General features: G+C 68.6%; 24 protein-coding genes and 1 tRNA gene. 2 read left to right on the forward strand and 23 right to left on the reverse strand.

Annotated features, from left to right (window positions below):
- Nucleotides 1-58: 58 nt before the first annotated feature.
- The 12 genes from OVA21_RS11225 to rplJ all read right to left on the reverse strand — a co-directional run bounded on the left by OVA21_RS11225 (nucleotide 59) and on the right by rplJ (nucleotide 11312).
- Nucleotides 59-1303: an MCE family protein gene (locus OVA21_RS11225; protein ID WP_096907030.1), complete on the reverse strand. Its 1245-nt coding sequence runs from the start codon at nucleotides 1301-1303 to the stop codon at nucleotides 59-61.
- Nucleotides 1300-2556 (reverse strand): MCE family protein, encoded by a 1257-nt coding sequence (locus OVA21_RS11230; RefSeq protein WP_063971834.1) that lies wholly within the window; start codon nucleotides 2554-2556, stop codon nucleotides 1300-1302. The genes OVA21_RS11225 and OVA21_RS11230 overlap by 4 nt, the downstream gene beginning before the upstream one ends.
- Nucleotides 2553-3782 (reverse strand): MCE family protein, encoded by a 1230-nt coding sequence (locus tag OVA21_RS11235; protein ID WP_096907029.1) that lies wholly within the window; start codon nucleotides 3780-3782, stop codon nucleotides 2553-2555. The genes OVA21_RS11230 and OVA21_RS11235 overlap by 4 nt, the downstream gene beginning before the upstream one ends.
- Nucleotides 3782-4804: an MCE family protein gene (locus OVA21_RS11240; RefSeq protein ID WP_096907028.1), complete on the reverse strand. Its 1023-nt coding sequence runs from the start codon at nucleotides 4802-4804 to the stop codon at nucleotides 3782-3784. Before OVA21_RS11240 ends, OVA21_RS11235 begins: the two co-directional genes overlap by 1 nt.
- Nucleotides 4801-5892: an MCE family protein gene (locus tag OVA21_RS11245; RefSeq protein ID WP_096907027.1), complete on the reverse strand. Its 1092-nt coding sequence runs from the start codon at nucleotides 5890-5892 to the stop codon at nucleotides 4801-4803. Before OVA21_RS11245 ends, OVA21_RS11240 begins: the two co-directional genes overlap by 4 nt.
- A complete protein-coding gene (locus OVA21_RS11250; RefSeq protein ID WP_268092428.1) occupies nucleotides 5889-6518 on the reverse strand; it encodes an MCE family protein in 630 nt (209 codons plus the stop codon). The genes OVA21_RS11245 and OVA21_RS11250 overlap by 4 nt, the downstream gene beginning before the upstream one ends.
- Entirely contained in the window at nucleotides 6484-7326 is an 843-nt protein-coding gene (locus OVA21_RS11255) for an MCE family protein (protein ID WP_268092429.1), read from the reverse strand. The genes OVA21_RS11250 and OVA21_RS11255 overlap by 35 nt, the downstream gene beginning before the upstream one ends.
- Complete coding sequence (locus OVA21_RS11260) at nucleotides 7323-8180, reverse strand: MlaE family ABC transporter permease (protein WP_096907025.1); 858 nt, start codon at nucleotides 8178-8180, stop codon at nucleotides 7323-7325. Before OVA21_RS11260 ends, OVA21_RS11255 begins: the two co-directional genes overlap by 4 nt.
- Nucleotides 8180-8968, reverse strand: a complete 789-nt coding sequence (locus OVA21_RS11265; RefSeq protein WP_173674808.1) for an MlaE family ABC transporter permease — start codon at nucleotides 8966-8968, stop codon at nucleotides 8180-8182. Before OVA21_RS11265 ends, OVA21_RS11260 begins: the two co-directional genes overlap by 1 nt.
- A gap of 68 nt (nucleotides 8969-9036) precedes the next feature.
- Nucleotides 9037-10137, reverse strand: coding sequence for an ABC transporter ATP-binding protein (locus tag OVA21_RS11270; protein ID WP_096907023.1), 1101 nt, complete (start codon nucleotides 10135-10137; stop codon nucleotides 9037-9039).
- 216 nt (nucleotides 10138-10353) lie between these two features.
- The gene (gene rplL / locus OVA21_RS11275) at nucleotides 10354-10740 is read right to left on the reverse strand and encodes a 50S ribosomal protein L7/L12 (RefSeq protein ID WP_007631805.1); all 387 of its coding nucleotides are present in this window, start codon (nucleotides 10738-10740) and stop codon (nucleotides 10354-10356) included.
- A 59-nt stretch (nucleotides 10741-10799) separates the two neighbouring features.
- Nucleotides 10800-11312 (reverse strand): 50S ribosomal protein L10, encoded by a 513-nt coding sequence (rplJ, locus tag OVA21_RS11280; RefSeq protein ID WP_007631803.1) that lies wholly within the window; start codon nucleotides 11310-11312, stop codon nucleotides 10800-10802.
- A gap of 345 nt (nucleotides 11313-11657) precedes the next feature.
- Between rplJ and OVA21_RS11285 the strand changes: the two genes are divergently transcribed.
- Nucleotides 11658-12644, forward strand: coding sequence for a diacylglycerol/lipid kinase family protein (locus OVA21_RS11285; protein ID WP_096907022.1), 987 nt, complete (start codon nucleotides 11658-11660; stop codon nucleotides 12642-12644).
- 28 nt (nucleotides 12645-12672) lie between these two features.
- Here OVA21_RS11285 and OVA21_RS11290 read toward each other — a convergent pair whose 3' ends face one another.
- Together OVA21_RS11290 and OVA21_RS11295 are read right to left on the reverse strand one after the other, a co-directional pair.
- On the reverse strand, nucleotides 12673-13263 hold the full coding sequence (locus tag OVA21_RS11290) for a TetR/AcrR family transcriptional regulator (RefSeq protein WP_096907021.1): 591 nt from the start codon (nucleotides 13261-13263) through the stop codon (nucleotides 12673-12675).
- 39 nt (nucleotides 13264-13302) lie between these two features.
- Nucleotides 13303-13662 carry a hypothetical protein gene (locus tag OVA21_RS11295; protein WP_268092430.1) on the reverse strand — a complete coding sequence of 120 codons (360 nt, stop codon included), beginning with the start codon at nucleotides 13660-13662 and terminating at the stop codon, nucleotides 13303-13305.
- A 323-nt stretch (nucleotides 13663-13985) separates the two neighbouring features.
- On the opposite strand from OVA21_RS11295, the gene OVA21_RS19260 reads away from it, so the two are divergent.
- Nucleotides 13986-14276: a hypothetical protein gene (locus tag OVA21_RS19260; RefSeq protein ID WP_159981194.1), complete on the forward strand. Its 291-nt coding sequence runs from the start codon at nucleotides 13986-13988 to the stop codon at nucleotides 14274-14276.
- A 457-nt stretch (nucleotides 14277-14733) separates the two neighbouring features.
- Here OVA21_RS19260 and OVA21_RS11305 read toward each other — a convergent pair whose 3' ends face one another.
- The 9 genes from OVA21_RS11305 to hadA all read right to left on the reverse strand — a co-directional run bounded on the left by OVA21_RS11305 (nucleotide 14734) and on the right by hadA (nucleotide 21097).
- Nucleotides 14734-15804 (reverse strand): MCE family protein, encoded by a 1071-nt coding sequence (locus tag OVA21_RS11305; protein WP_326493467.1) that lies wholly within the window; start codon nucleotides 15802-15804, stop codon nucleotides 14734-14736.
- Nucleotides 15801-16580 carry an MCE family protein gene (locus OVA21_RS11310; protein WP_096907017.1) on the reverse strand — a complete coding sequence of 260 codons (780 nt, stop codon included), beginning with the start codon at nucleotides 16578-16580 and terminating at the stop codon, nucleotides 15801-15803. The genes OVA21_RS11305 and OVA21_RS11310 overlap by 4 nt, the downstream gene beginning before the upstream one ends.
- A 464-nt stretch (nucleotides 16581-17044) precedes the next feature.
- On the reverse strand, nucleotides 17045-17773 hold the full coding sequence (rplA, locus tag OVA21_RS11315; RefSeq protein WP_096907016.1) for a 50S ribosomal protein L1: 729 nt from the start codon (nucleotides 17771-17773) through the stop codon (nucleotides 17045-17047).
- A 91-nt stretch (nucleotides 17774-17864) separates the two neighbouring features.
- Nucleotides 17865-18299 carry a 50S ribosomal protein L11 gene (gene rplK / locus OVA21_RS11320; RefSeq protein ID WP_096907015.1) on the reverse strand — a complete coding sequence of 145 codons (435 nt, stop codon included), beginning with the start codon at nucleotides 18297-18299 and terminating at the stop codon, nucleotides 17865-17867.
- 249 nt (nucleotides 18300-18548) lie between these two features.
- A complete protein-coding gene (gene nusG, locus OVA21_RS11325; RefSeq protein ID WP_268092431.1) occupies nucleotides 18549-19541 on the reverse strand; it encodes a transcription termination/antitermination protein NusG in 993 nt (330 codons plus the stop codon).
- Nucleotides 19542-19604: 63 nt separating this feature from the next.
- Nucleotides 19605-19946 (reverse strand): preprotein translocase subunit SecE, encoded by a 342-nt coding sequence (gene secE / locus OVA21_RS11330; RefSeq protein WP_082923934.1) that lies wholly within the window; start codon nucleotides 19944-19946, stop codon nucleotides 19605-19607.
- A gap of 36 nt (nucleotides 19947-19982) precedes the next feature.
- Nucleotides 19983-20055 (reverse strand) — tRNA-Trp (locus OVA21_RS11335).
- Between the two features lie 164 nt (nucleotides 20056-20219).
- A complete protein-coding gene (locus tag OVA21_RS11340) occupies nucleotides 20220-20702 on the reverse strand; it encodes a MaoC/PaaZ C-terminal domain-containing protein (protein WP_268092432.1) in 483 nt (160 codons plus the stop codon).
- A complete protein-coding gene (gene hadA, locus OVA21_RS11345) occupies nucleotides 20699-21097 on the reverse strand; it encodes a (3R)-hydroxyacyl-ACP dehydratase subunit HadA (protein ID WP_132063040.1) in 399 nt (132 codons plus the stop codon). The genes OVA21_RS11340 and hadA overlap by 4 nt, the downstream gene beginning before the upstream one ends.
- Between the last annotated feature and the right edge of the window lie 90 nt (nucleotides 21098-21187).

A 21187-nucleotide genomic window follows, 5' to 3' on the forward strand; every position in this document is an offset into this window, starting at 1 on the left:
CTCATGGCGGTGACGCTACCGGACCCGCCGTCCGCCGGGTCGCCGCCCGGCCGCGCGGTCACCGGGGAATCAGCCCCTGCAGGACCGCGAGCTGCGTGGCCGCCACGGACAGGTTGGCCTTGTCGGGGTCGATCTTGGGCTTGGTGTCCCACGGCTGCGGCACGTCCGGGTGCGCGTACTCCACCCGGTCGGCACCGCGGACCGCGGTGGGGCTGCCGAAGGGCACGGTGCACTGCGCGTCGTAGTTGGGCGGGAAGTTCTGTTCCTGCCAGTCGAAGGACGGGTCCTGCGCCTTCATCTGGTCGATGATCTCCCACGTACCTTCGTACCCCTGCGTACACGCTGGTGGGTTGTTCGTCTCGAGGGACAGACCGAAGTGGATTGTCCCGTCCCCCGGGGCGACGGACATCCCGCCGGCGGCCAGTGCCGGCAACAGCTGCAGGAGCACCTTGAACGACGGCGCCAGTGGATCTATCGTCTTCATCGTCGCCGACAGGTTCCGCACGGCTCCAGAGAGCGGGGCGCCGGAGTTCTCCACCAGATAGCGGGTCTCGTCGGCGAACTCCGGTCCCGTGGTGATCAGCCGTTCCAGGTCGGAGTCCGAGTCACGCAACGCCTCGGTGACCGTCCTGAGATCGCGGGAGAAACTGACGATCTCGCCGGACTGGTCGGCCTGCGTCTCCAGGACGGTCGCCCCGTCGCGGATCAGCGTCTGCAACTGCGGCATGGTGCGGATACCGGACTCGGAAATGCGGATGAGGGAGTCCGAGAGTCGCTCCAGTTGGGGTCCCCGGCCCTGGAACGCCTTGCCGAGTTCATCGACGGTCACCTCGAGATCGTCCAAGGGGACCGATCGGGAAAGGTCGTCGACGGAGGCCAACAGGTTCTCGACGGGTACCGGCAACGCCTCACGTCCGGCGGAGACCACGTCCCCGTCCTCGAGATACGGCGCCGAGCTGCTGTTGGGTCGCAAGTCCACGTACTGCTCTCCGATGGCGGAGCGGTTGGCGACCACGGCCTCGGTGTCCGCCGGGACGTCGGGGGCGCTCGAGTCGAGGTCGAGCTCGACTCGCACACCGTCGTCGGTGAGCGAGAGCTCGCCCACCCGTCCGATCGCCGTGCCGCGGTAGTTGACGGCCGCGTTGGTGAACACCCCGCCGGTCTCGGGTAGGTCCAGATAGACCTGGTACTGGCCGATCCCGAACAGCGAAGGTAAGCGAACGTAGTTGGCACCTACATAGGTGATCCCGACCGCGGCGATCACACAGAAGGCGATGAGCTGGGTGCGGAGTGTCTTGCTCATCGGTTTCCTGGCTCTCCTGGTTCGGGCAGGTAGTTCTCGGAGAACTCCGAGACTCCTGGTGCGGGCTTGGGCACCACCGCCCGGTCCATGACCGGCGGGACCGGCAGGAGCGGCAGCACGATGGTCGTCCGCCGGTCCGGGCCGTTGTCGCCGACCCACGGGTTCTGCGGGTCCACGACGTAGGGCCCGCTCGTGGTGTTCGGACGGCGAACCACCGGTTCGCCCTGATTCGCCCCCAGATTCCGGAGCGTCTCAGAGATCGTCGCGTCCACGGAGAGAAAGATGTTGGCCGCGCCGCCGACGGTCGCCGGGATAGACGAGTCCGGGAACGGGAAGGTGGGGACGAAACCGATCAGTTCGATGAGCTCCGGAGTCGACTCGCCGAGGGACTGCAGCACAGGGCGCAGCGCCCGCAGGTCGGCGATGAGGTCCTCCCTGCTGGTGAGCAGGACTTCCGAGCCGACCTGGCCCAGTGTGTCGACCCGGCGCAGCATCTCCACGAACTGCGAGCGCTGCTCCTCGAGCACCGCCACCCCGGCGGGCAGCTCGTCGAGCGCCGCCTCGATCTGCTGGCGCTGATCGTTGGCACGCGACGTCATGAGGTTCACGCCCTCGAGGGCTTCGGTGATGCTGTCGCGCTGCCGGTTCAGGCCCCCGATGAGCTCCTCCGCCGATCGCAGGGTCCGGGTGAGATCCTCCTCGCGGCCGTCGGTGGCCTTGCGCAGTTCGGCCACGATCGGTTGCAGTTGGTCCACGCCGCCGCCGTTGAGCAACAGCGACAGCGCGCCGAGAACCTGCTCGATGTCGGTAGCCGTGCGGGTGTCCGAACTGGCGATGACGTCACCGCCGGACAGCTCTCCGGTGGGCGGCTCGTCCTCCGGCGGGCTGAGCTGCACGAACTTCTCGCCAAGGAGATTGGTCTGCTGGATCGAGGCCTCGACGTTGGCGGGGAGCTCCATGTCGCCGCGGAGGACGATGTCCACCTCTGCGGTCCACCCGTCCTCCGCCAGCGAGATACCGGACACGCGACCGGCGTCAAGACCATTGACCTTGACCGACGACTGCAGGACCAGGTCCAACACATCGTCGAAGCGGACGGCCACGTGCATGGGGTCCTCACCCAGGTCCGCGCCACCCGGCAGAGTGTAGTCCTCCAGATTCAACGAGCACCCCGCCGCGACGGCGGCCACGAGCGCGCTGGCACCGACCGCGCGGACGGCGCGACCGAGGATGGGCGTGGTCGGCCGGATCATCCCCGTCCCCCTTCCGAGGCGGGCGTCATCGGCCACCCGCGATTGCCCTGGACCGTCCCGGGAACCGGGACAGACTGATTCATCTCGCCAGCGAGGATGCCCAACGGCAGATCCGGGTTCGACGCTTGTAGATCGGCGTTGCGCTGCGGCGCGAGAGCCTCGCAGGCCTCGATATCGGCGCGCCGGAGGTTGTCGAGTTCGGCCAGCATCTGGTCCCCGGGGTTCAGGCGGCCAAGTGTCATGAGCTGGCACAGGACGCCGGCCGGGTCCTGCAACTCCGGGATGCCGAGACGTAAGGACAACAGCCCGGCCTCGGGGTCGTAGGCGCCGATGAGGTTGGACAGAGCCAACGGAGCAGTCTTGAGGATCTCCTCGATGTCGCCCCTCTGGTCCGCGGTGATCTGACTGAGTCTCACCAAACGGTCCGCATTGCTGCGGATCACGTCCTGGTTGTCCCGCACGACACGCGCGACGTCCGCGAGGGCGTAGCTCAGTTCGGCGAGGGCGCCCTGGAGGTCCTCGCGCTGACCAGCGACAGTCTGGTTGAAGGTCGACATCTGGGAGTTGAACTGCCTCACCTGGGCATCGTTCTGCGCGAGCATCGTGACGAACGACTGCAGATTGACCACGGTCTCGCTGATGTCCTGACTCGAATCCGCCAGCGTCGTCGCGGCCTGCGACAACTCGTCGATCGACCGCCCGAGTGCGGCACCGTTGCCTCCGAGCGTGTCCGCGGACGCGGTGACGAACCGGTCGAGAGCGCCGTCCTTGTTGGCACCCTCCGGGCCGAGAGCATCGGTCAGTTCCTCCACCGAGGCGTAGAGCTTGTCCACCTCGACCGGTGTCGCGGTCCGCTCGAGGGGGATGTGCGCGCCCGATTCCATCTTGGGGCCGCCTGAGTAGGCGGGCAGTAGTTGGACGTTACGGTCAGGGACGACCGAGGGCGTCACCTGGACCGCCTTGGCGTCCGCCGGGACGTCCACGCCCCGGCGGACGTGGAACTCGACCTCGACGGTCTCCCCCATCGGGGTCACCTTGTCGACGGAACCCACCGTGACCCCCAGGATCCGGACATCGGAGCCCTCCGATATTCCGACGGCTGTCGGGAAGGTGGCGGTGATGCTGGTGCGTCCGAACCCCGTGACGGCGAGGAAAATCACAGTCACGGCGGCCACGACGACGACGAGCAGCAGCCCGACGAACGAGTACGGCATCTTCTTGTGCATCAGTTGATCCCACTCTGTCTGGCCGGCGCGCGGGCGCCGGGATAGAAGGGCGGCTCAGGAATACCCGGCGGGACGAGGTTGGTGACCACGGTGTCGAACCATCTGCCCGAGCCCAGAATGTTGGAGTACAGCCGATAGAAGGGCCCGAGGTTGTGGATGGATGCCCTCAGCTCTTCCTCGTGGTCGGTCAACACCGCCAGGGCGGAGTCGAGACTATCCAGGGTCGGCTTGAACTCGGCCTCGTTCTCCGCGACGAACCGGCGGAGTTCGATCGACAGTCCGCGCGTGGAGGCCAACACCAGCTTGAGACTCTCGGCGCGGTCGTTGAGTTCGCCCAACAACTGTCCGGTGCCGATGATCAGGCGCCGGAAGTCGTCATTACGGTCCGCCACGATCTGGGAGCTCGTACGCGTGGCCTCGAGTAGGTTCCGCAATTCGGCGTCCCGGCTGGACACGGTCTGCGACAGACGCGCCATGCCGTCGACCGCGCCCCGGAACTCCTCGGGCGACGCCTGCATCGTATCGGTGAGGGTGTCCAGGCTCGCTGCCAATTTGGCGTCATCGATCTCGTCGAGCGTCTCCGCTGCGGAGGAGAAAGCTGTGACCACGTCGTACGGGGCCACCGTCCGCTCAAGCGGGATCGGCTCCGACGTGTCGAGTTCCCCGGTTCCCGCCGGGCTCAGCGCGAGGTACTTCTGGCCGAGCACGGTCTTGAGTTGGATGCTCGCCCGGGTGTCGTCGCCGAGCCAGGCGTCCTTGGCCCGGAAGCCCACGGCCACCTTGTCGCCGTCGAGCGCCACGTCGGTCACGACGCCAACCTTGACGCCGGCCACGCGGACCTCGCTACCGTCCGCTAGCCCGGCGGCCTCGGAAAAGTAGGCTGTGTATTTGGGTCCCGCCCCGACGATCGGTAGCGCGTCGAGTCTGAACGACACGGCGGTCAGGGCGAGGATCACCAGGACCCCGATCGCTCCGATGGTGGCGTTGCTGAACCTCGGCTCGTTCGCACTGCGCTTGCTCATGGGATTCCCCCTGCGTGGCACCGGGGCGCGACGTTGGTGTACACCGGCTGGTTGATCGCGGGACCGCCGCTCGGAAGAAGGTTGGGCACGTTGGTGCCCGGGCCGTGCACCACGTCGAGTCCACAGAGATAGAACTGGAGCCAGGACCCGAACGAACCCATCCTGATGAGGTTGTCGGTCTTGCGCGGCAGGTTGATGAGAACCTCGCTGAGCGTGTCGCGGTTCGTCGTGATCTGGTCGCTGACCACCTTGAGGTGGTCGAGCGAATCCGTGACGGCGGGCCGCGTGGCGGTGACGATGTTCTCCGCCGACGAGGTCAGATCCGCCATCGAGTCGAGCGAACTGCCGATAGCGTCGCGCTCGTCGGCGAGTCCCTCGACGAGTTGCCTGGTGGTCACCACGAGCTGCTGGAACTGCACGTCCCGCTCGTTGATGGTCTCGAGGACCCGGGTGAGGTTGTCGATGACTTCGCCGATCACCTGATCCCGATCGGCCAGGTGGTTGGTCAGCTCACCAGTCTGGCGGACCAGGCTCGTCACGGTGCCGCCCTCCCCTTGCAGTACCCGCACCAGCGAGTCGGCGAGCGCGTTGACGTCCTCCGGCTGCAGGGTCGTGAAGAGCGGGCGGAAACCGTTGAACAGCGCCGTGAGATCGACCGCGGGCGAGGTCTTCTCGATTCCGATCGTGCTCCCTTCCTCCAGGGCCGATTGGACGGGTCCGGGCTCCCGGGAGATGTTCAGGTACCGCTGGCCGATCATGTTCCGGAACCGCAGTGCCAGGTGCACGTTGGCCGGCAGCGTGCGGTCGCCGACCAGGGTGAAGTCCACCTTAGCCAGGTCGCGTTCGTGGATCTCCATCCCGGTGATGTTGCCCACCACGACGCCGGCTATCCGGACGTCGTCGCCCTCCTCCAGCATGGTCACGTCGGAGAAGATCGCAGAGTACTCCGTACCTTCCGCCCGGGTGCCGCCCCTGATGGTCACGGCGAGGACCGAACTGAGCAGCACTGTGACCACGATGAAGACCACCAGTTTGACGAATGACCCCAGCAGGCCGCCACGGAATAGGGCCTTCAGTTTGGCGTTCATCGGAAACCGACCTCCGTTCCGCGAAGCGCCGGGGCGCCGATCTGGCCGATCCAGGCAGGGATCTCCTGCGCGCCGCGCGAGGACGCGACCCCCAGGACGGTTCGGACGGTGTCGGTCTCCAGCGGCGAGCCGGCGTAGGCCATAGCCACCACGTCGGTGTCCTGACCCGCGGTCACGGTTGACGGAAACGGCATATTGGGCTGCTCGGGCACCGCCCGCCCGGGAGCCGGGGGAACCGAGCCACGGTTACGGAGTGCCGGAACCGGCCCGTCCCGGAGAAGCGGATTGGGCAGAGTCGGGATGAACGCGGGCCCCGGATTGCGGGTGGGGATCTGGTAGCTCCCGTCGGCGATCGCCCCGCCGGGGGCCCCGCCGAAGATGAACGGCTCCTGCGCCGGGTCGTAACAGCGGGGACCGCGGGTGTCGAAGAACCGCGGCTCGTCCTGGTTGGGCACGTAACGCCCTCTGGGATTGACGAGCTCGAGCGTCACCCGGATGGCGGGGTGCTCGGTGCCCACGCCCAGGATGGCGTCGGACCGGTCCAGAAGAGTCATGAAATTCCCCACCGAGCACGGCAGTGCTGGCGAATACTCAGCCAGGTACTCCAGGGAGGTGCGCGAGTCCACCGCCAGGGGAGATGAGGTCGTCGCGGTTCGCGGCGAGGAAACCGGTAAGGACCTCGGACGACTCGCTGATCCGCCGCAGTCCGTCGGCGATGTCGGGGCGGCGCTGGACCACCGTGTCGCCGGTGGTGCGCAGAGCGTCCAGAGCGTTGATGAGATCAGGCAGCGCCTCGGAATAGGTCTGGGAGAATGTCGCCAGATCCTCCAGCCCGGATTCCAGAGCGGGCAACTCCTGGTTGATGCCGTCGAAGACCTGTCCGATCTCGACCAGGCTGGCGCCGATCTCGTCCCCACGGCCTGACAACGCCTGGTTGATCGCGCCGAGCGTGCCCGCCAGTTTCTCCGGCGGGACCGCCTCGAGAACGGGGAGTAGCCCGTCCAGGACGCGCCCCAACTCGATCGCGTTGCCGCGGGTGTCCTGCTCGATGGTCGCTCCCGGTTCGAGCGTCCCCACGGGCTGATCGGGGAACCCCAGGTCGACGAACCGCTCACCGAACAACGTCTTGGGGAGCAGGCGGCCACTGACGTTGGCCGGCAGTTGTTCCATGAGCGCCGGGTCGAACTCCATGTTGATCTGCACGCGGTCCCCGTCGGGTTCGACACCGGAGACGCGGCCCACGAGGACACCGCGCGCCTTGACGTCGGCGTCGTTCGGCAGCGCGTAGGCCAGCTGGTCGGTGTTCAGGGTGACGGTGTCCGACGCGGTGAACGCGCGGTTGTAGATCGCGATGGTCGTGCCGACGAAGGCCAGCACGATGACGATGAACAGGGCGGCCAGCAGCCGCTTCGAGAGCGCCGAGAGTTCGTTCATCCCGCCACCCGCACAGTCGTGGTCGTGCCCCAGAGGGCGAGTCCGACGAAGAAGTTGAGGATCGCCACCACGACGATCGTGGTGCGGACGGCCCGCCCCACAGCCACGCCGACGCCGGCCGGACCGCCGGTGGCGGTGAAGCCGTAGAAGCAGTGGATCATCACCAGCACGAACGCGAAGATGATCACCTTGACGAACGAGTAGATCACGTCTTCCGGTGGCAGGAACAGGTGGAAGTAGTGGTCGAACGAGCCGGTGGACTGGCCCTGCACGATGGTGTTGACGCCCCTCGTGGCGAGGTACGAGGACAGCAGGCCGACGACGTACAGCGGGATGACCGCGATGAATCCGGCGATCACCCGGGTGGTGACCAGATAGGGCACGCTCGGGATCGCCATGACCTCCAGGGCGTCGATCTCCTCGGAGATCCGCATCGCGCCGAGTTGGGCCGTGAAGCCGCAACCGACGGTGGCGGACAGGGCGAGTGACGCCACGATGGGGGCGACCTCACGGGTGTTGACGTAGGCGGACAGGAAGCCGGTGAGGACCGAGCTGCCGATCTGGTCCAGTGCCGCGTAACCCTGCAGCCCCACGACCACGCCGGTGAACCCGCTCATCATGACGATCACGCCGATGGTCCCGCCGAGCACCGCCAGGGTGCCGACGCCGAATGTCACCTCGGCGATCAACCGCAGTACCTCTTTCCGGTAGTGCACGATCGTCTGCGGGATCCACCGAATCGCTCGCAGGTGGAACGCGAGCTGGTCTCCCAAGGAATCGAACGAGCTGATCGGGCCGCGGACGAGGGCCCTCAGACGGGCCCTCGTGGGTCCGACATCTGTATGGATCGCCATCACGACCCCTTCGGAGGAACGATCTGCAGGTACATCGCCGTGAGGATGAGGTTGGCGAAGAACAGCAGGAGGAAAGTCAGGACGACGCCGAGGTTTACAGCGTCGCCGACCCCCTTCGGCCCGCCCTTGGGATTCATGCCGCAGTATGAGGAGACGACCCCGGCGATGAGCCCAAAAATGAGGGCCTTGATCGAGGACATGATGAAGTCGGGCAGCTGGGCGAGGGCACCGAACGACATCAGGTAGGCGCCCGGTGTGCCGCCCTGCAGCATGATGTTGAACACGTATCCGCCGGAGATCCCGACGATGGAGACGAGTCCGTTCAGGAGCACCGCGACGAGCATCATGCCGAGCACCCGGGGGACGACGAGTCGTTGGATGGGGTCGATCCCCAGGACGCGCATCGCGTCGAGTTCCTCGCGGATGGAGCGGGCGCCCAGATCAGCGGCCACCGCCGACCCGGCGGCGCCCGCGATAAGCAGCGAGGTCACCAGCGGCGCGCCCTGCTGCACGACGGCGAGGACGCCGGTCGCTCCCGTATAGGCCTCAGCCCCGAGCTGTTGGACCAGCGAGCCCGTCTGCATCGCCACGACCGCCCCGAAGGGGATCGCCACCAGTGCCGACGGGAGGATCGTCACCGAGGCGATGAACCAGGACTGCTCTATGAACTCACGGAACTGGAACGGTCGCCTGAAGACCCCTCGTAGCACGTCGAGGAACAGTCGGAATACCTCGCCGGCCCCGCCCACCGCGGCCCGGAAGCCTCCTCCGACATCGGCCGGTGACATACCGGCCCGTCCTTCTGGATGCTGGGTCGTACTCTCCGCCATCAAATCCCCCCGGTTCGGTCGACGCGTCAGTTCTCGTCGGACCCGTAGTGCTCGTCCACTCCGGACGAGTTGGAGCCCGCGTCCGACTGCGACGAGGTGGCCCCTGCAGGCGCCGACGCGGCGACCTTACCGTTGCCGTGACCGCGAGAGGCCCATTCCTCGCGGATGGCCTGCTGCGCACCCTCCGGCAGCGTGTCGAGCATCTCGGCCACCCTCTCCTCACGCCGGACCTCACCCTTGCGCTCCGGGCTGCCCGGAGTCGGCTGCATCTGCGGCGGCACTCCCTTGAGCTCGTCCTCGCCCGGGGATCCGTCGTTGTGCCCGGCCTCCGCATGCTTCATCTCCTCGCGCATCTGCGCGTCGTCCTTCTCCTCGGACATACCGATGGGACCGAGCTTGGAGCCGCGCAGGAACTGGCGGACGGACGGTTCCTCGCTGGTGAGCAGCACCTCGCGGGGTCCGAACATCACGAGCTTCTTGCGGTAGAGCATTCCGAGGTTGTCCGGCACGGTGCGGGCGAGGTTGATGTTGTGCGTGACGATGAGGATCGTCGCGTCGATCTGGGCGTTGATGTCGATGAGCAGCTGAGCCAGGTAGGTGGTGCGGACCGGGTCGAGACCCGAGTCGGGCTCGTCGACGAGGATGATCTCCGGGTCCAGCACCAGGGCGCGGGCCAGGCCTGCGCGCTTACGCATACCGCCGGATATCTCGCCGGGCAGTTTGCCCTCCGCCCCGGTGAGACCGGTGAGCTCGAGCTTCTCCATGACGATGTCACGGATCTCACTCTCCGACTTCTTCGTGTGCTCGCGCAGCGGGAACGCGACGTTGTCGTAGAGGTCCATGGACCCGAACAGTGCGCCGTCCTGGAACAGGACGCCGAACAGCTTGCGGATCTCGTAGAGCTCCTTGGCGGTGCACTGCAGGATGTCGGTGCCGTCGATGATGATCTTGCCGCGCTCCGGGCGCAGCAGCCCGATAAGGGACTTGAGGAACACCGACTTGCCGGTACCCGACGGACCGAGCAGCGCACTGACCTCGCCCTCGGGAAGGGTGAACGTGACGTCCTCCCAGATCTTCTGCGAACCGAAGGACTTGGTCAGACCCTCGACGGAAACCTCGACACCCACGTCAACCACTCCTCACTGCGGCCCTGATCTGTGGCCACGGTCACTGTAAACTACCGCTCCGGAGGCGTGCTTTGTTACATCCCGACCAAAAGTGTTCCGCTATCGCAGCCGGAGGGCAGGCGGGCGTGGGGAAATGGCGCGAGTGGAACGCAAATGGGACAGGGACGGCCCGGCGATATCGCCGGGCCGTCCCTGGTGAAGCGGTGGTGCGTCAGATCACTTGAGGGTGACCGTCGCGCCGGCCTCCTCGAGCTTGGTCTTGGCGGCCTCGGCGGCCTCCTTGTCGACCTTCTCGACGATCGCCTTGGGGGCGGACTCGACGAGATCCTTGGCCTCCTTGAGGCCCAGGCCCGACACGAGCTCGCGCACGACCTTGATGACGCCGATCTTCTTGTCGCCGGCCGACTCGAGGACGACATCGAACTCGTCCTGCTCGGCGGCGGCCTCGCCACCGGCAGCCGGGGCGCCGGCAGCGGCGACGGCGACCGGAGCGGCCGCGGTGACCTCGAAGGTGTCCTCGAAGAGCTTCACGAACTCGGAGAGCTCCAGAAGAGTCATCTCCTTGAAGGCCTCGAGCAGCTCGTCGTTGCTGAGCTTCGCCATGGTGGCGTCCTTTCTGTTGGTCCCGGTGCCGTCAGACGGCCCGGAAGCATGTGGGGTTATCAGTTCTTCTTGTCCTCGAGCGCCGCGAACAGACGTGCCAGCTGCGAAGCGGGCGCGTTGAACAGGCCGGCGGCCTTGGTCTGGTTACCCTTGAGGGCACCGGCCATCTTCGCGAGCAGGACCTCGCGGGACTCGAGATCAGCGATCTTGTCGAGTTCGGTGGCGGACAGCGGTGAGCCGTCCATGACACCGCCCTTGATGACGAGCGCCTTGTTGTCCTTGGCGAAGTTCTTGAGCGCCTTGGCGGCGTCCACGACCTCACCGGTGACGAACGCGATGGCGGTGGGACCGGACAGGAGGTCGTCGAGACCCTCGACTCCGGCTTCCTCAGCCGCACGCTTGACCAGGGTGTTCTTGGCCACGGTGTACGTGGCCGCGTCACCCAGCGTCTTGCGCAGTTCGGTGACCTGCGGGACGGAGAGTCCGCGGTACTCGGTGACCACGGCGGTCGTGGAGTTCTGGAAGTGCTGCTTGATCTCCTCGACGGCCTGGACCTTTGCGGGCTTTGCCATGTTTCGCCTCCTTTCTGCATCATCTCGCCCGAGAAAACACGAACGCCCCGTGCGCAGGTGGCACGGGGCGTGGAGGAACTGGCACGGGCCCCTGGGGACCCACGGCACATCCGACGCTGACCGGTGTTCTCCTGCGCGGGCCGTCCGGGCGCTCCCGGACCCTTCGACCACCCCCGGCGGGAGCGGCGACCTGCGGTCTTCGGTGAAACTTGATCAGATGCCCGAGAGCAGAGCTCCCAGGCGTTCAAACTTCGGAACCAAGGATATAGGCGGCCGCCGTCGCATACCAAATCGGCCCGGGGGCGACGAATGGCGGGCCGGTCGGCTTTCTGACACATTGGTGCGGTGTCCCCAGCCCCGTCTCGCCTCGCCGTCGTCTACAACCCCACCAAGGTCGGAATCGACGAGGTCCGCCGCCTCGCCGAGGAGCGGGCGTCCAGGCACGGGTGGACGGATCCCGTCTTCTACGAGACCACCGAGGAGGACCCGGGCACCGGTCAGGCGGCACGGGCGGCCGCCGACGGTGTCGGACTGGTGATCGCGTGCGGCGGCGACGGCACCGTACGGTCGGTGGCGCAGGGCCTGCTCGGCACCTCGGTGCCGATGGGAGTCGTCCCCCTGGGAACCGGGAACCTGCTCGCCCGCAACCTCGACGTCCCGTTGGACGATGTCGACCGTGCGTTGCGTGTCGCCATGAGCGGTCGGAGCCGCGCGATCGACCTCGGCGAGGTCCACTACACCGACGGCGACGGCGTGTCCCACGATGACGTGTTCCTCGTGATGCTCGGCGCCGGGATGGACGCCGACATGATCGCGGGCACCGACGACAAACTGAAGGCACGGGTGGGCTGGCTCGCGTACGTCGGCGCGTTCGCCAACACGCTGTTGCGCGGCCACCGGATCCGGGTCGAGTACGCCCTCGACGACGGATCGCCGATCCAGACCCGCGCGCGCACCCTCCTGGTGGCCAACTGCGGGATGCTGCAGGCGGGGATGGTGCTGTTGCCCGACGCCGTCATCGACGACGGACTCCTGGACGTTCTCGCTCTGCGCGCCAAGGGCCCTCTCGGGTGGGCGCAGGCGGGTGCGGTGCTGGCCCATCACACGTTCCAGCACCGGCTCAAGCCGATACTGCGGAGGAACTCCACCCCGGAGAGCGGGAAAGAAGAGCATCGGACCCGGCCACTGGATTTCCGCCAGGGCGTGGGGATCACCGCCCGCGTGTTGGAGAAACCGGCCGCGTTCCAGATCGACGGCGAGGACTGCGGCACCGTGACCGAGTTCTCGGCGCGGATCAAGCGGAGGGGGCTCACGGTCCGGGTGGCGGTCTGACCCGCGCTCCCCGACCTGGCCCCGGAGGTCAGGTCTCGGGCTTCACCAGCAGCGCCAGCACGTCGTGGATCTCCTCCACGGTGGGCACGGGCAGCGCTGAGCGCCCGTAGACGAACCCGATGCCGGCGTACACCAAGACGCCGGCGCGGATCCTCGCCCCCCGTTCGGAGAACCCGAGTTCGACGAACGCGTCGTGGACCACCCGCAGGATGCGTTGGTCCAGTTCGGCAACCGCCTCGGCGACGGTCTCGTCCGCCCTGGCCCATTCGCGGATCGCGGCCTCCCCCTCCCAGGCGCGGGATTCCACGAGCATCGCGCTCATGGTCTCCAGCCGTGCGTCGGGTGGCATCTCCTCCATGGTGACCAGACCACGGGCGGCGTCCATCTCCTGCGAGAAGTAGAGCCTAGCGATGGCGGCCATGAGCGCGTCGAAGTCGGCGAAATGCCAGTAGAAGCTGCCCTTCGTGACGCCGAAGTCGGCGCAGAGTCTGCTGATCTTGACCGCGGACCTGCCCTCGGTCATGAGCAGGTCCAGCCCGGCGCGGGCCCAGTCCCCCGCCGAGAGGCGCCCCGTGCGCGGACCGCTCGGCCGGGCGGACCATGTCGACCCCCGGGTCATCGGCCCGCGGCACCGTGTCGTGTCGTCATCGTCGTCACCCTACGTCGGACCGAGGGCCTCCATGACCAGAGCGCGCGAGTCCGGGTCGCGCCCGGGTTCGCCGTGCCACACGGGCCGGCTGCCCGCGAACGGCTGGACGACCCGCACCTCTGTGCCGGGCGGGGACTGTTCCAGCGGTGGGTGCACGAGCAGGTCGACCGTCGAGACGATGTCGGTGTAGACCACCCCGCGCGCCCGGAGGCCGTCCGCGTGGAGCCGGACGAGCAGGTCCGAGCCACGTACGGCCTCCCGAAACCCCTCGCAGATCGGGTCCATCCAGGCGCGTTCCCACGCGAGGATCGTGTCGTGGGTCCTCAGCCCGCGGCTGAGGTTCTCGACGTCGCCGACCCCCTTGGCCACCACCGCCAAGGCACCTGCGACGGCGCGGTGGCGATCCCGGGAACGGGCACGGCCGCGCCTGCATCCGCTTCGGCACTCGCGGATATCCAACCCCGGTGACCCCACGTGAAGCAGTGCCACGCCCACGGCTCTCACCCTCGGGAGTCGGCTCATGTCCCGTCGGGCCATCTCTCCCCCGGTCACTCGGTGATCCCCACCCCCAAACCATACCGTAGGGTACTGAGACTCGCGTCATAGCAGCGGGAGGTCTCTTGGTCGGGTTCGGTGGCGGCGCTCGCGGGCCCGTGGTGACGAGGCGAAGGCTCCTCGGCACGGTGGCCGGTGTGGCGGGCATGGGACTCGTCGGCGCGTCCGCCACCCGCGCACAGGTCGGCCCGGGATCGCTTGGTCCGAGCCCGCTGTTGTTCCACTCCCCCGTCCTCGAGCCCTACGTGGACGAACTCCCGCGTCCGGACGTCCTGCCCGGAGAGTCCCTGGAACTGTCCGCGCGGACGGGCACCCACCGGTTCCACCGCGACCTCCCCGCGACGATGACCTTGGGTTACGGCGCGGCCAGTTACCTGGGTCCGGTGATCGCACGCCGGAGTGCGGACGACGCTGACCTACCGCAATGAGATCTCAGTCCACCCACACGCCGCGGACATCGACACGAGCCTGCACGGACTGTCGGAGTCGGTGCGTACCCGGGTACCCACGTCGCTACACCTGCACGGCGGGGTCACCGAGCCCGCCAGCGATGGCCACCCGGAGCAGTCGTCCTTCCCCCGGGCAGGGCCACCTCCACCACTTCGACAACCGGCAGGAGGCGGCCGGGCTCTGGTACCACGACCACGCCATGGCCATCACCCGCCTCAACGTCTACGGCGGTCTCGCGGGCGGCTACCTCCTACGCGACCGGTTCGACACCGGACGTCCCGACAATCCGTTGGGACTGCCCGCCGGCGAGTTCGAGATCCCGCTAGTCCTGCAGGAGAAGAGTCGTCCGCCCCGACGGCGCGGCGTCCATGCGCTCCACCCCGATCGTCCCGGAAGGCCATTGGGAAGGCGGGGCGGTGGGCGACGTCGGACTGGTCAACGGGGTGGGGCGGGTACGCCCAGGATGGTGTCGAGCAACGCCAGCGCCCCCTCGAACGGTGTGCCGATGAGCAGCGCGGTGTCCAGGACCGGCAGCCGAAGGTCGAGGATGACCGTGCCGTTGGCGTAGTCCCCGCGCACCGCGTTGCGGTAGGTGTCCAGCGGGAACGGGAAGGTGGCCAGGTAGCGGGGGGACTCGGTGAGCGAGTCCCCCGAATCCGCCAGTCCCTGCAGGACGGGGTCGAGGGACTCCAGACCGGCACGGAGGTCACCGCCGGAGGCCTCGACGACACGGCCCGCGGTCGCGGTGACGGTGTCCACCGCGCGGGTGGCCTCGACGAGCCGCTGCCGCCGCTGCGCGAGGACCTGGAGTGCGGGCCCGAGGTCGGCGACCCCGCCCTCCACCTCGTCGCTGCGGATCGCGAGTTCGGTCGAGAGCCTCTCCAGTGACTCCAACGCCACCACGATGTCCTCCTTCTGCGCCTCGAGCCCGGTGAGCAGCTCGCTGAGGCGTCCCGCCACCGCCCGGACCTCGTCGGTGCGGCCGGTCATCGCGACGTCGAGTTCCCCGAAGACCTCCGCCGCCTCGGCCAGGCCGCTGCCGCCGAGGGCCGCCGCGAGCGTGGCCAGCGTCTGCTCGGTGGTGGGGTACCCGCCGCTGCGTTCCACCGGGACGAGGTCGCCGTCGGACAGCGTGCCCACGGCGGGTTCGCCCGGAGGTGCCGACAGCTCGAGGTGGGACGCACCGAGGAGACTGCTCTGCCCCACCCGGGCCGTGGCGTTGCGCGGCAGGCGGACCTCCCCGTCGGGGTCGACCGTCACCTCGGCGAACCCCGGGCCGAGGCGGATGTCGGCGATGCGGCCCACCGTCACGTCGCCGACCCGGACACGGGCATTGCGGTCCAGGGTGGTGACGTCGGCGAGCTGCACCGTCACCGAGTAGCCGTCCGGCCCGCCCCCGGCCGTCCCGGGCAGCGGGAGACTGTTGGGCCCCTTCCAGTCGCAACCGCTCATCGTCGTCGTCGACACGACCAGCAGCGCCGTGCCCACGGCGCGCCGCCCGGTCACCGGACGCCCTCGGTGAGCAGGTCGGTCACGCCGACGCGACCGTCCGCCGGCCCGGCGGGGGTCGGGGACGCGTCGGCGGGGGTCGCGAGGGCGGGAGCCGGCCGCAGGTGGTCGTGGGTGTAGTCGAGCTGGTGCGGCAGCGCCCCGACGCCGCGGCTGGGATTGATCGCCACGGGCGGGTAGTCCACCGCCAGCGCGGTGAGCGTGGGGCCGAGCAGTCGCACGCACTCCTCGGAGGCGGTGTGCACGTCGGTCTCCTCTGCAGCGGCCAGAGCGGAGCAGATGAACTGCATCGGGTTCGCGAAGTCGGTCAGCGCGAGGGACGAGATCACCGCGTTCTGCGACGGCTGGTAGATCCCCTGCAGGTTCGACAGCGCGGTGGGTGCGGCGTGCAGGATCTGGGCGATGTCGTCGCGCTGCTCGGCCAGCACCGTCAGCAGGTCGGTGGTCGTCCGGGCGGCCTCGATGCCCACCTGCCGGTTGTCGCGGACGAAGTCGCGGACCTCGTCGACTGCCAGGTCGAGCTCGGTGAGCGCCGGGCCGATCTCCCCCCGGCCGCGGGACACCGAGACGGTCACCGCCGCCATCACCTCGTTGAAGGTGGTGATCTGCTCGCCGGAACCCTCCATCGCGGCGGTGAAGGCCTCGAGGTTGCGGACGGTGGCGAAGAGGTCGTCGCGGCCGTCGGAGACGGTCTGCAGCGCCGCGCTGAGCTGACGGACCGTGTCGCGGACGTCGTCACCGCGATCGTCGAGCACCTCGTCCGCGGCGGCCACCGCGGGTGGTCCGGTCGACCCCGATCGTGGCCCCCTCCGGTAGCGGGGCGGGCGTGCCGACGGCGACCGCGTGACCGAACCATACCCGAGGGTATTGTCATGCGGGTGAGCTAGGTCACAGTGTGCTCCGGGCTGCCGTACCGCGCGTGCGAACGCGAGGGAATCCGTGCCCGCGGCCGCTCGTTGCGATGGCGTCTCGCCCTCGCCGCAGCCCCATCTCCCCCACAGCCGCGCCCGAACATGGCGTCTCGCACGCCCCGAAGCGACGGCGAGACGCCATCGCGAGGAGCGGCTGCGTGGGGGCGGGCATGCCGGCACGCGAGACGCCATCGGGAGGAGCGGCTGCGGACCGGTCGGCCGGCGACTGGCCGCTCACGGCATGCCGGGAAATGCGGGAAGGCCCCGCGTCCGGATAACCGGTCGCGGGGCCTTCAGCCGAGCTTGTGGCGTCTCAGCCGAGCAGATCAGCTCGCTTCGGAGTCGGAACCCGCCTCGAGGAGCTTGGAGATCGCCGACGGATCGACCGGGATGCCGGGGCCGGTCGTCGTGGAGATGGTGACCTTCTGCATGTAGCGGCCCTTGGAGGAGGACGGCTTGAGGCGCATGACCTCGTCGACCGCGGCCTGGTAGTTCTCCGTGAGCTGCTCCGTGGAGAAGGAGGCCTTGCCCACGATGAAGTGCAGGTTGTTGGCCTTGTCGGTGCGGAAGGTGATCTTGCCGCCCTTGATGTCGCCCACGGCCTTGGTCACGTCCATCGTGACGGTGCCCGTCTTGGGGTTGGGCATGAGGCCACGCGGGCCGAGCACGCGGGCCACACGGCCGACCTTGGCCATCTGGTCCGGGGTGGCGATCGCGGCGTCGAAGTCGAGCCAGCCGCCCTGGATGCGCTCGATGAGGTCCTCGGAGCCAACGACGTCGGCGCCGGCGGCCTCGGCCTCGGTGGCCTTCTCGCCCGCGGCGAAGACGATGACGCGGGCGGTCTTACCGGTACCGTGCGGAAGGTTCACGGTGCCACGGACCATCTGGTCCGCCTTGCGGGAGTCGACGCCAAGTCGCATGGCGACCTCGACGGTGGCATCCATCTTCGTCGAGCCGGTCTCCTTGGCCAGGGCCAGGGCGTCCAGAGGCGAGTACAGCTTGGTGCGGTCGACCTTCTCAGCTGCGGCCTTGAAGGCCTTGCTGTTCTTGCTCATGTCAGTTCCATTCCTGCCGCGTCTTCACGCGCGACGGTCGGGTGTGGTGCGGGCCTGAGCTGCCCTCCCACAGATGTTCGGGGGGTGGAGGTCAGGCCTCGACCGTGATGCCCATGGAACGGGCGGTGCCGGCGATGATCTTCGCGGCCTGGTCGATGTCGCTGGCGTTGAGGTCCTCCAACTTGGTCTGCGCGATCTCGCGGACCTGGTCCATGGAGACCTTGCCGACCTTGGCGGAGTGCGGGGTGCCGGAGCCCTTCTGCAGGCCGGCGGCCTTGAGCAGGAGCTTGGCGGCCGGCGGCGTCTTCAGCTTGAAGTCGAACGACCGGTCCTCGTAGACCGTGATCTCGACCGGCACGACGTTTCCGCGCTGGTTCTCGGTAGCGGCGTTGTAGGCCTTGCAGAACTCCATGATGTTGACACCATGGGCACCCAGAGCCGGACCGACCGGCGGGGCCGGGTTGGCTGCGCCGGCCTGGATCTGGAGCTTGATGAGCCCTGAGACCTTCTTCTTCTTCGGAGGCATCGTCTTCCTCAGTCTTCCTGATTCTTCGACTGGATCTCGGCTCCGCGCTGTACACGCGGGAGGCCGACTGTCGTGTGCACCCGCGTCCCCTGCACGACCCCGGAAGGGCAGGCGGGAACACAGGCGCAACCTTGGAGAGTCTACGCGCGCGGCCGGTCGGAACCCTAATCGCCGACACCGGCCGTGCTGAGAGACGAGCGACCCGCCCCACGCCGGGCGCGGGACGGGTCGTCGTGGGAGTTCTGCGGGTCAGTCGATCTTCTCGACCTGCGTGAAGCCGAGCTCGACCGGGGTCTCGCGACCGAAGATCGACACGAGGACCTTGAGCTTCTGCGCGGCCGGATCCACCTCGGAGATGGACGCGGGCAGCGTGGCGAACGGGCCGTCCATGACGGTGACCGACTCGCCGACCTCGAACTCCACCTCGACGGCCTGCGGGGCGAAGCCCTGGTCGTCGGCGGTGCCCGCGGCGGCGGACTTCTTCTCCGGCTTGGGGGCCAGGAACTTGGCCACGTCGCTCAGCGAGAGCGGGGTGGGCTTGCCGGCGGCGCCACCGGTCGCGCTGACGAACCCGGTCACGCCCGGGGTGTTGCGCACGACGCCCCACGACTCGTCGTCGAGTTCCATCCGCACCAGCACGTAGCCGGGTAGGACCTTGCGGTTGGCGACCTTCTTCTGGCCGTTCTTGACCTCGGTGAACTCCTCGACCGGGACCTCGACCTGGAAGATCTTGTCCTCGGCGCCGAGGGTCACGGCGCGGGTCTCGAGGTTGGCCTTCACCTTGTTCTCGTACCCGGCGTAGGAGTGGATGACGAACCAGTCGCCGGGAAGCTTGCGCAGCTGACGCTTGAAGGCGATGATCGGGTCGATCGCGGGCGCGGCCGCCTCGTCGGCCGCGGCCTCCTCGGCCGGAGCCCCCTCGGGCGCCTCGCCGGAAGTCTCGAGCGCCGACTCGGCGAGCTCGTCCTCCGCAACGGTCTCGTCGCCCTCGGGGACGGTCTCACCCTCGACATCCTCGTCGAGCTCGGTCTCGACCGCGTCGGTGGCGGCGTCCTGGTCGAGCTCGGCACCTGCCGCGGCGGTGTCGGCGGCGTCAGCCTCGGCGTCGGCGGTATCAGCCTCGGCGGTATCGGCGTCGACGGTGCCGGTGGGGTCCGCAGCCGTGTCACCGAGCACCGCGTCCGCCTCGGTCGCGGCCTGCTCGGCGCCCTCGGCCTCGGGGCTCTGATCGATGTCGCTCACGGAAATGCGGTCCTCTCGAAGTTCGGCGGTCCGGATCTCGCCCCGGACCCCAGCGGCAGGTCTCTAGCGGTCGAAGACGAGCTCGACGAGCTTGCCCGCGCCGAAGTCGACGCCCGAGACCAGCGCGGTCATGAAGATGAGGAACAGGAACACCACGATGGTGTAGGTGACCATCTGGTTGCGCGTGGGCCAGATGACCTTGCGCAGCTCCTCGACGACCTGCCCGATGTACTGGAACGGATTCGTGCGGGCGGTCCGCGTGTCCTCCGGCTTGTCCGCGTCCGTACGGACCCGTCCGGCCACGGCGGTGTCGCCGCGCCCCGCCTTGCCGGTGGGGACGGCGGCAGCGGCGTCGGAATCGCGGACGCCGTTGACGTCGACGTCGTCGTCGCGATCCTGGCTCACGCGGCTACCTCCGGGTCGTCTGGTGTGCGGTAAGTGCAGGGGCGACAGGACTTGAACCTGCAACCTGCGGTTTTGGAGACCGCTGCTCTGCCAATTGAGCTACGCCCCTTCGGCCGGTCTCCCGGCCACCCGTGCCCTCCCGCGCCTGCGGGCCGCACGAACGCCTCGACTCTACAGTGTCGGCGACTGCCTGGCGGCAGCGCGGTCCGCGACCGCGTTCGGTCGGGCGTCCCAGTGTACGACAGGCGGCCGGTGGCCCGAAATCGCGCGGCGTCACCCCGCGAGCGAGACCGTGACGATCGCCTTGCCGAACACCTTCGCCCCGTCGCAGGTCACCGCGAGGGCGACGTCGGCGGTCGACCCGTCGTCGGCCACCTTCTTCACCGTCCCCGCCACCTCGAGCCGCGCCGGCGCATCGACCGGGACGACCACGGGCCCGGCGAACCGGAACGAGGTCGCCAGCACGCGGTCGGCGCCCCCGGCCCACTCGGCCACGACCCCGATCGCCAGCGCGGAGGTGAGCATCCCGTGCGCCACCACCCCGGGCAGCCCGAGCGCCTGCGCCGCGTCATCGTCCAGGTGGATGGGGTTGTGGTCCCCCGACGCCTCGGCGTAGCGGCGCAGGTCGTCCCGCGAGATCGGCAGGGTCCGCGACGGCAGGACCTCCCCGGCGACCGCGGTCCTCGTCGTCGTCACGTCCTGCGCGGCCGCGCCTCGCGCGGCCGTGCCCTGCCCATGCACCTCCCGCCCGGTCATGCCTCCACCTCCGCGGTGAGCAGCGCACTGGTCAGGGTCTGGACGGGCTCGCCGGCGGCGTCGCGCAGCACGGTGTCGAACCCGATCATCCGCCCGCCGCGCGCCGACCGCACCCCGGTGACCGTGGCGGTGGCGGTGAGGACGTCGCCGACGCGGATCGGCCGGTGGTGCTCGCTGGACTGCGCGGTGTGGAGGGTGCGCGCGAGGTCGATGCGCAGGGCGGGGTGCTCCATCACCGCGCGTTGGACCGGCGCGGTCAGGGCGGCCGCGAGGGTGGCGGGGACCTGGCCGGTCGGCGCGCCCACCGCCTCGGCGAAGCGCGTCACCACCGTGTCGGTGACCGTGACCGGATCCCCGACGACGACGACGAGGTCATCAGCGTTGTCTGTGCTCACAGGCGCCGACGCTACCCGAGGGCGAGTCCGCCGAACCGCTGATACGACCCGTCCGCGCCTCCTACGGTGGGGGCAGTCGAGCAGGGAGTG

The sequence above is a fragment of the Dietzia sp. SL131 genome, from assembly GCF_026672565.1.
Lineage (GTDB): Bacteria > Actinomycetota > Actinomycetes > Mycobacteriales > Mycobacteriaceae > Dietzia > Dietzia kunjamensis.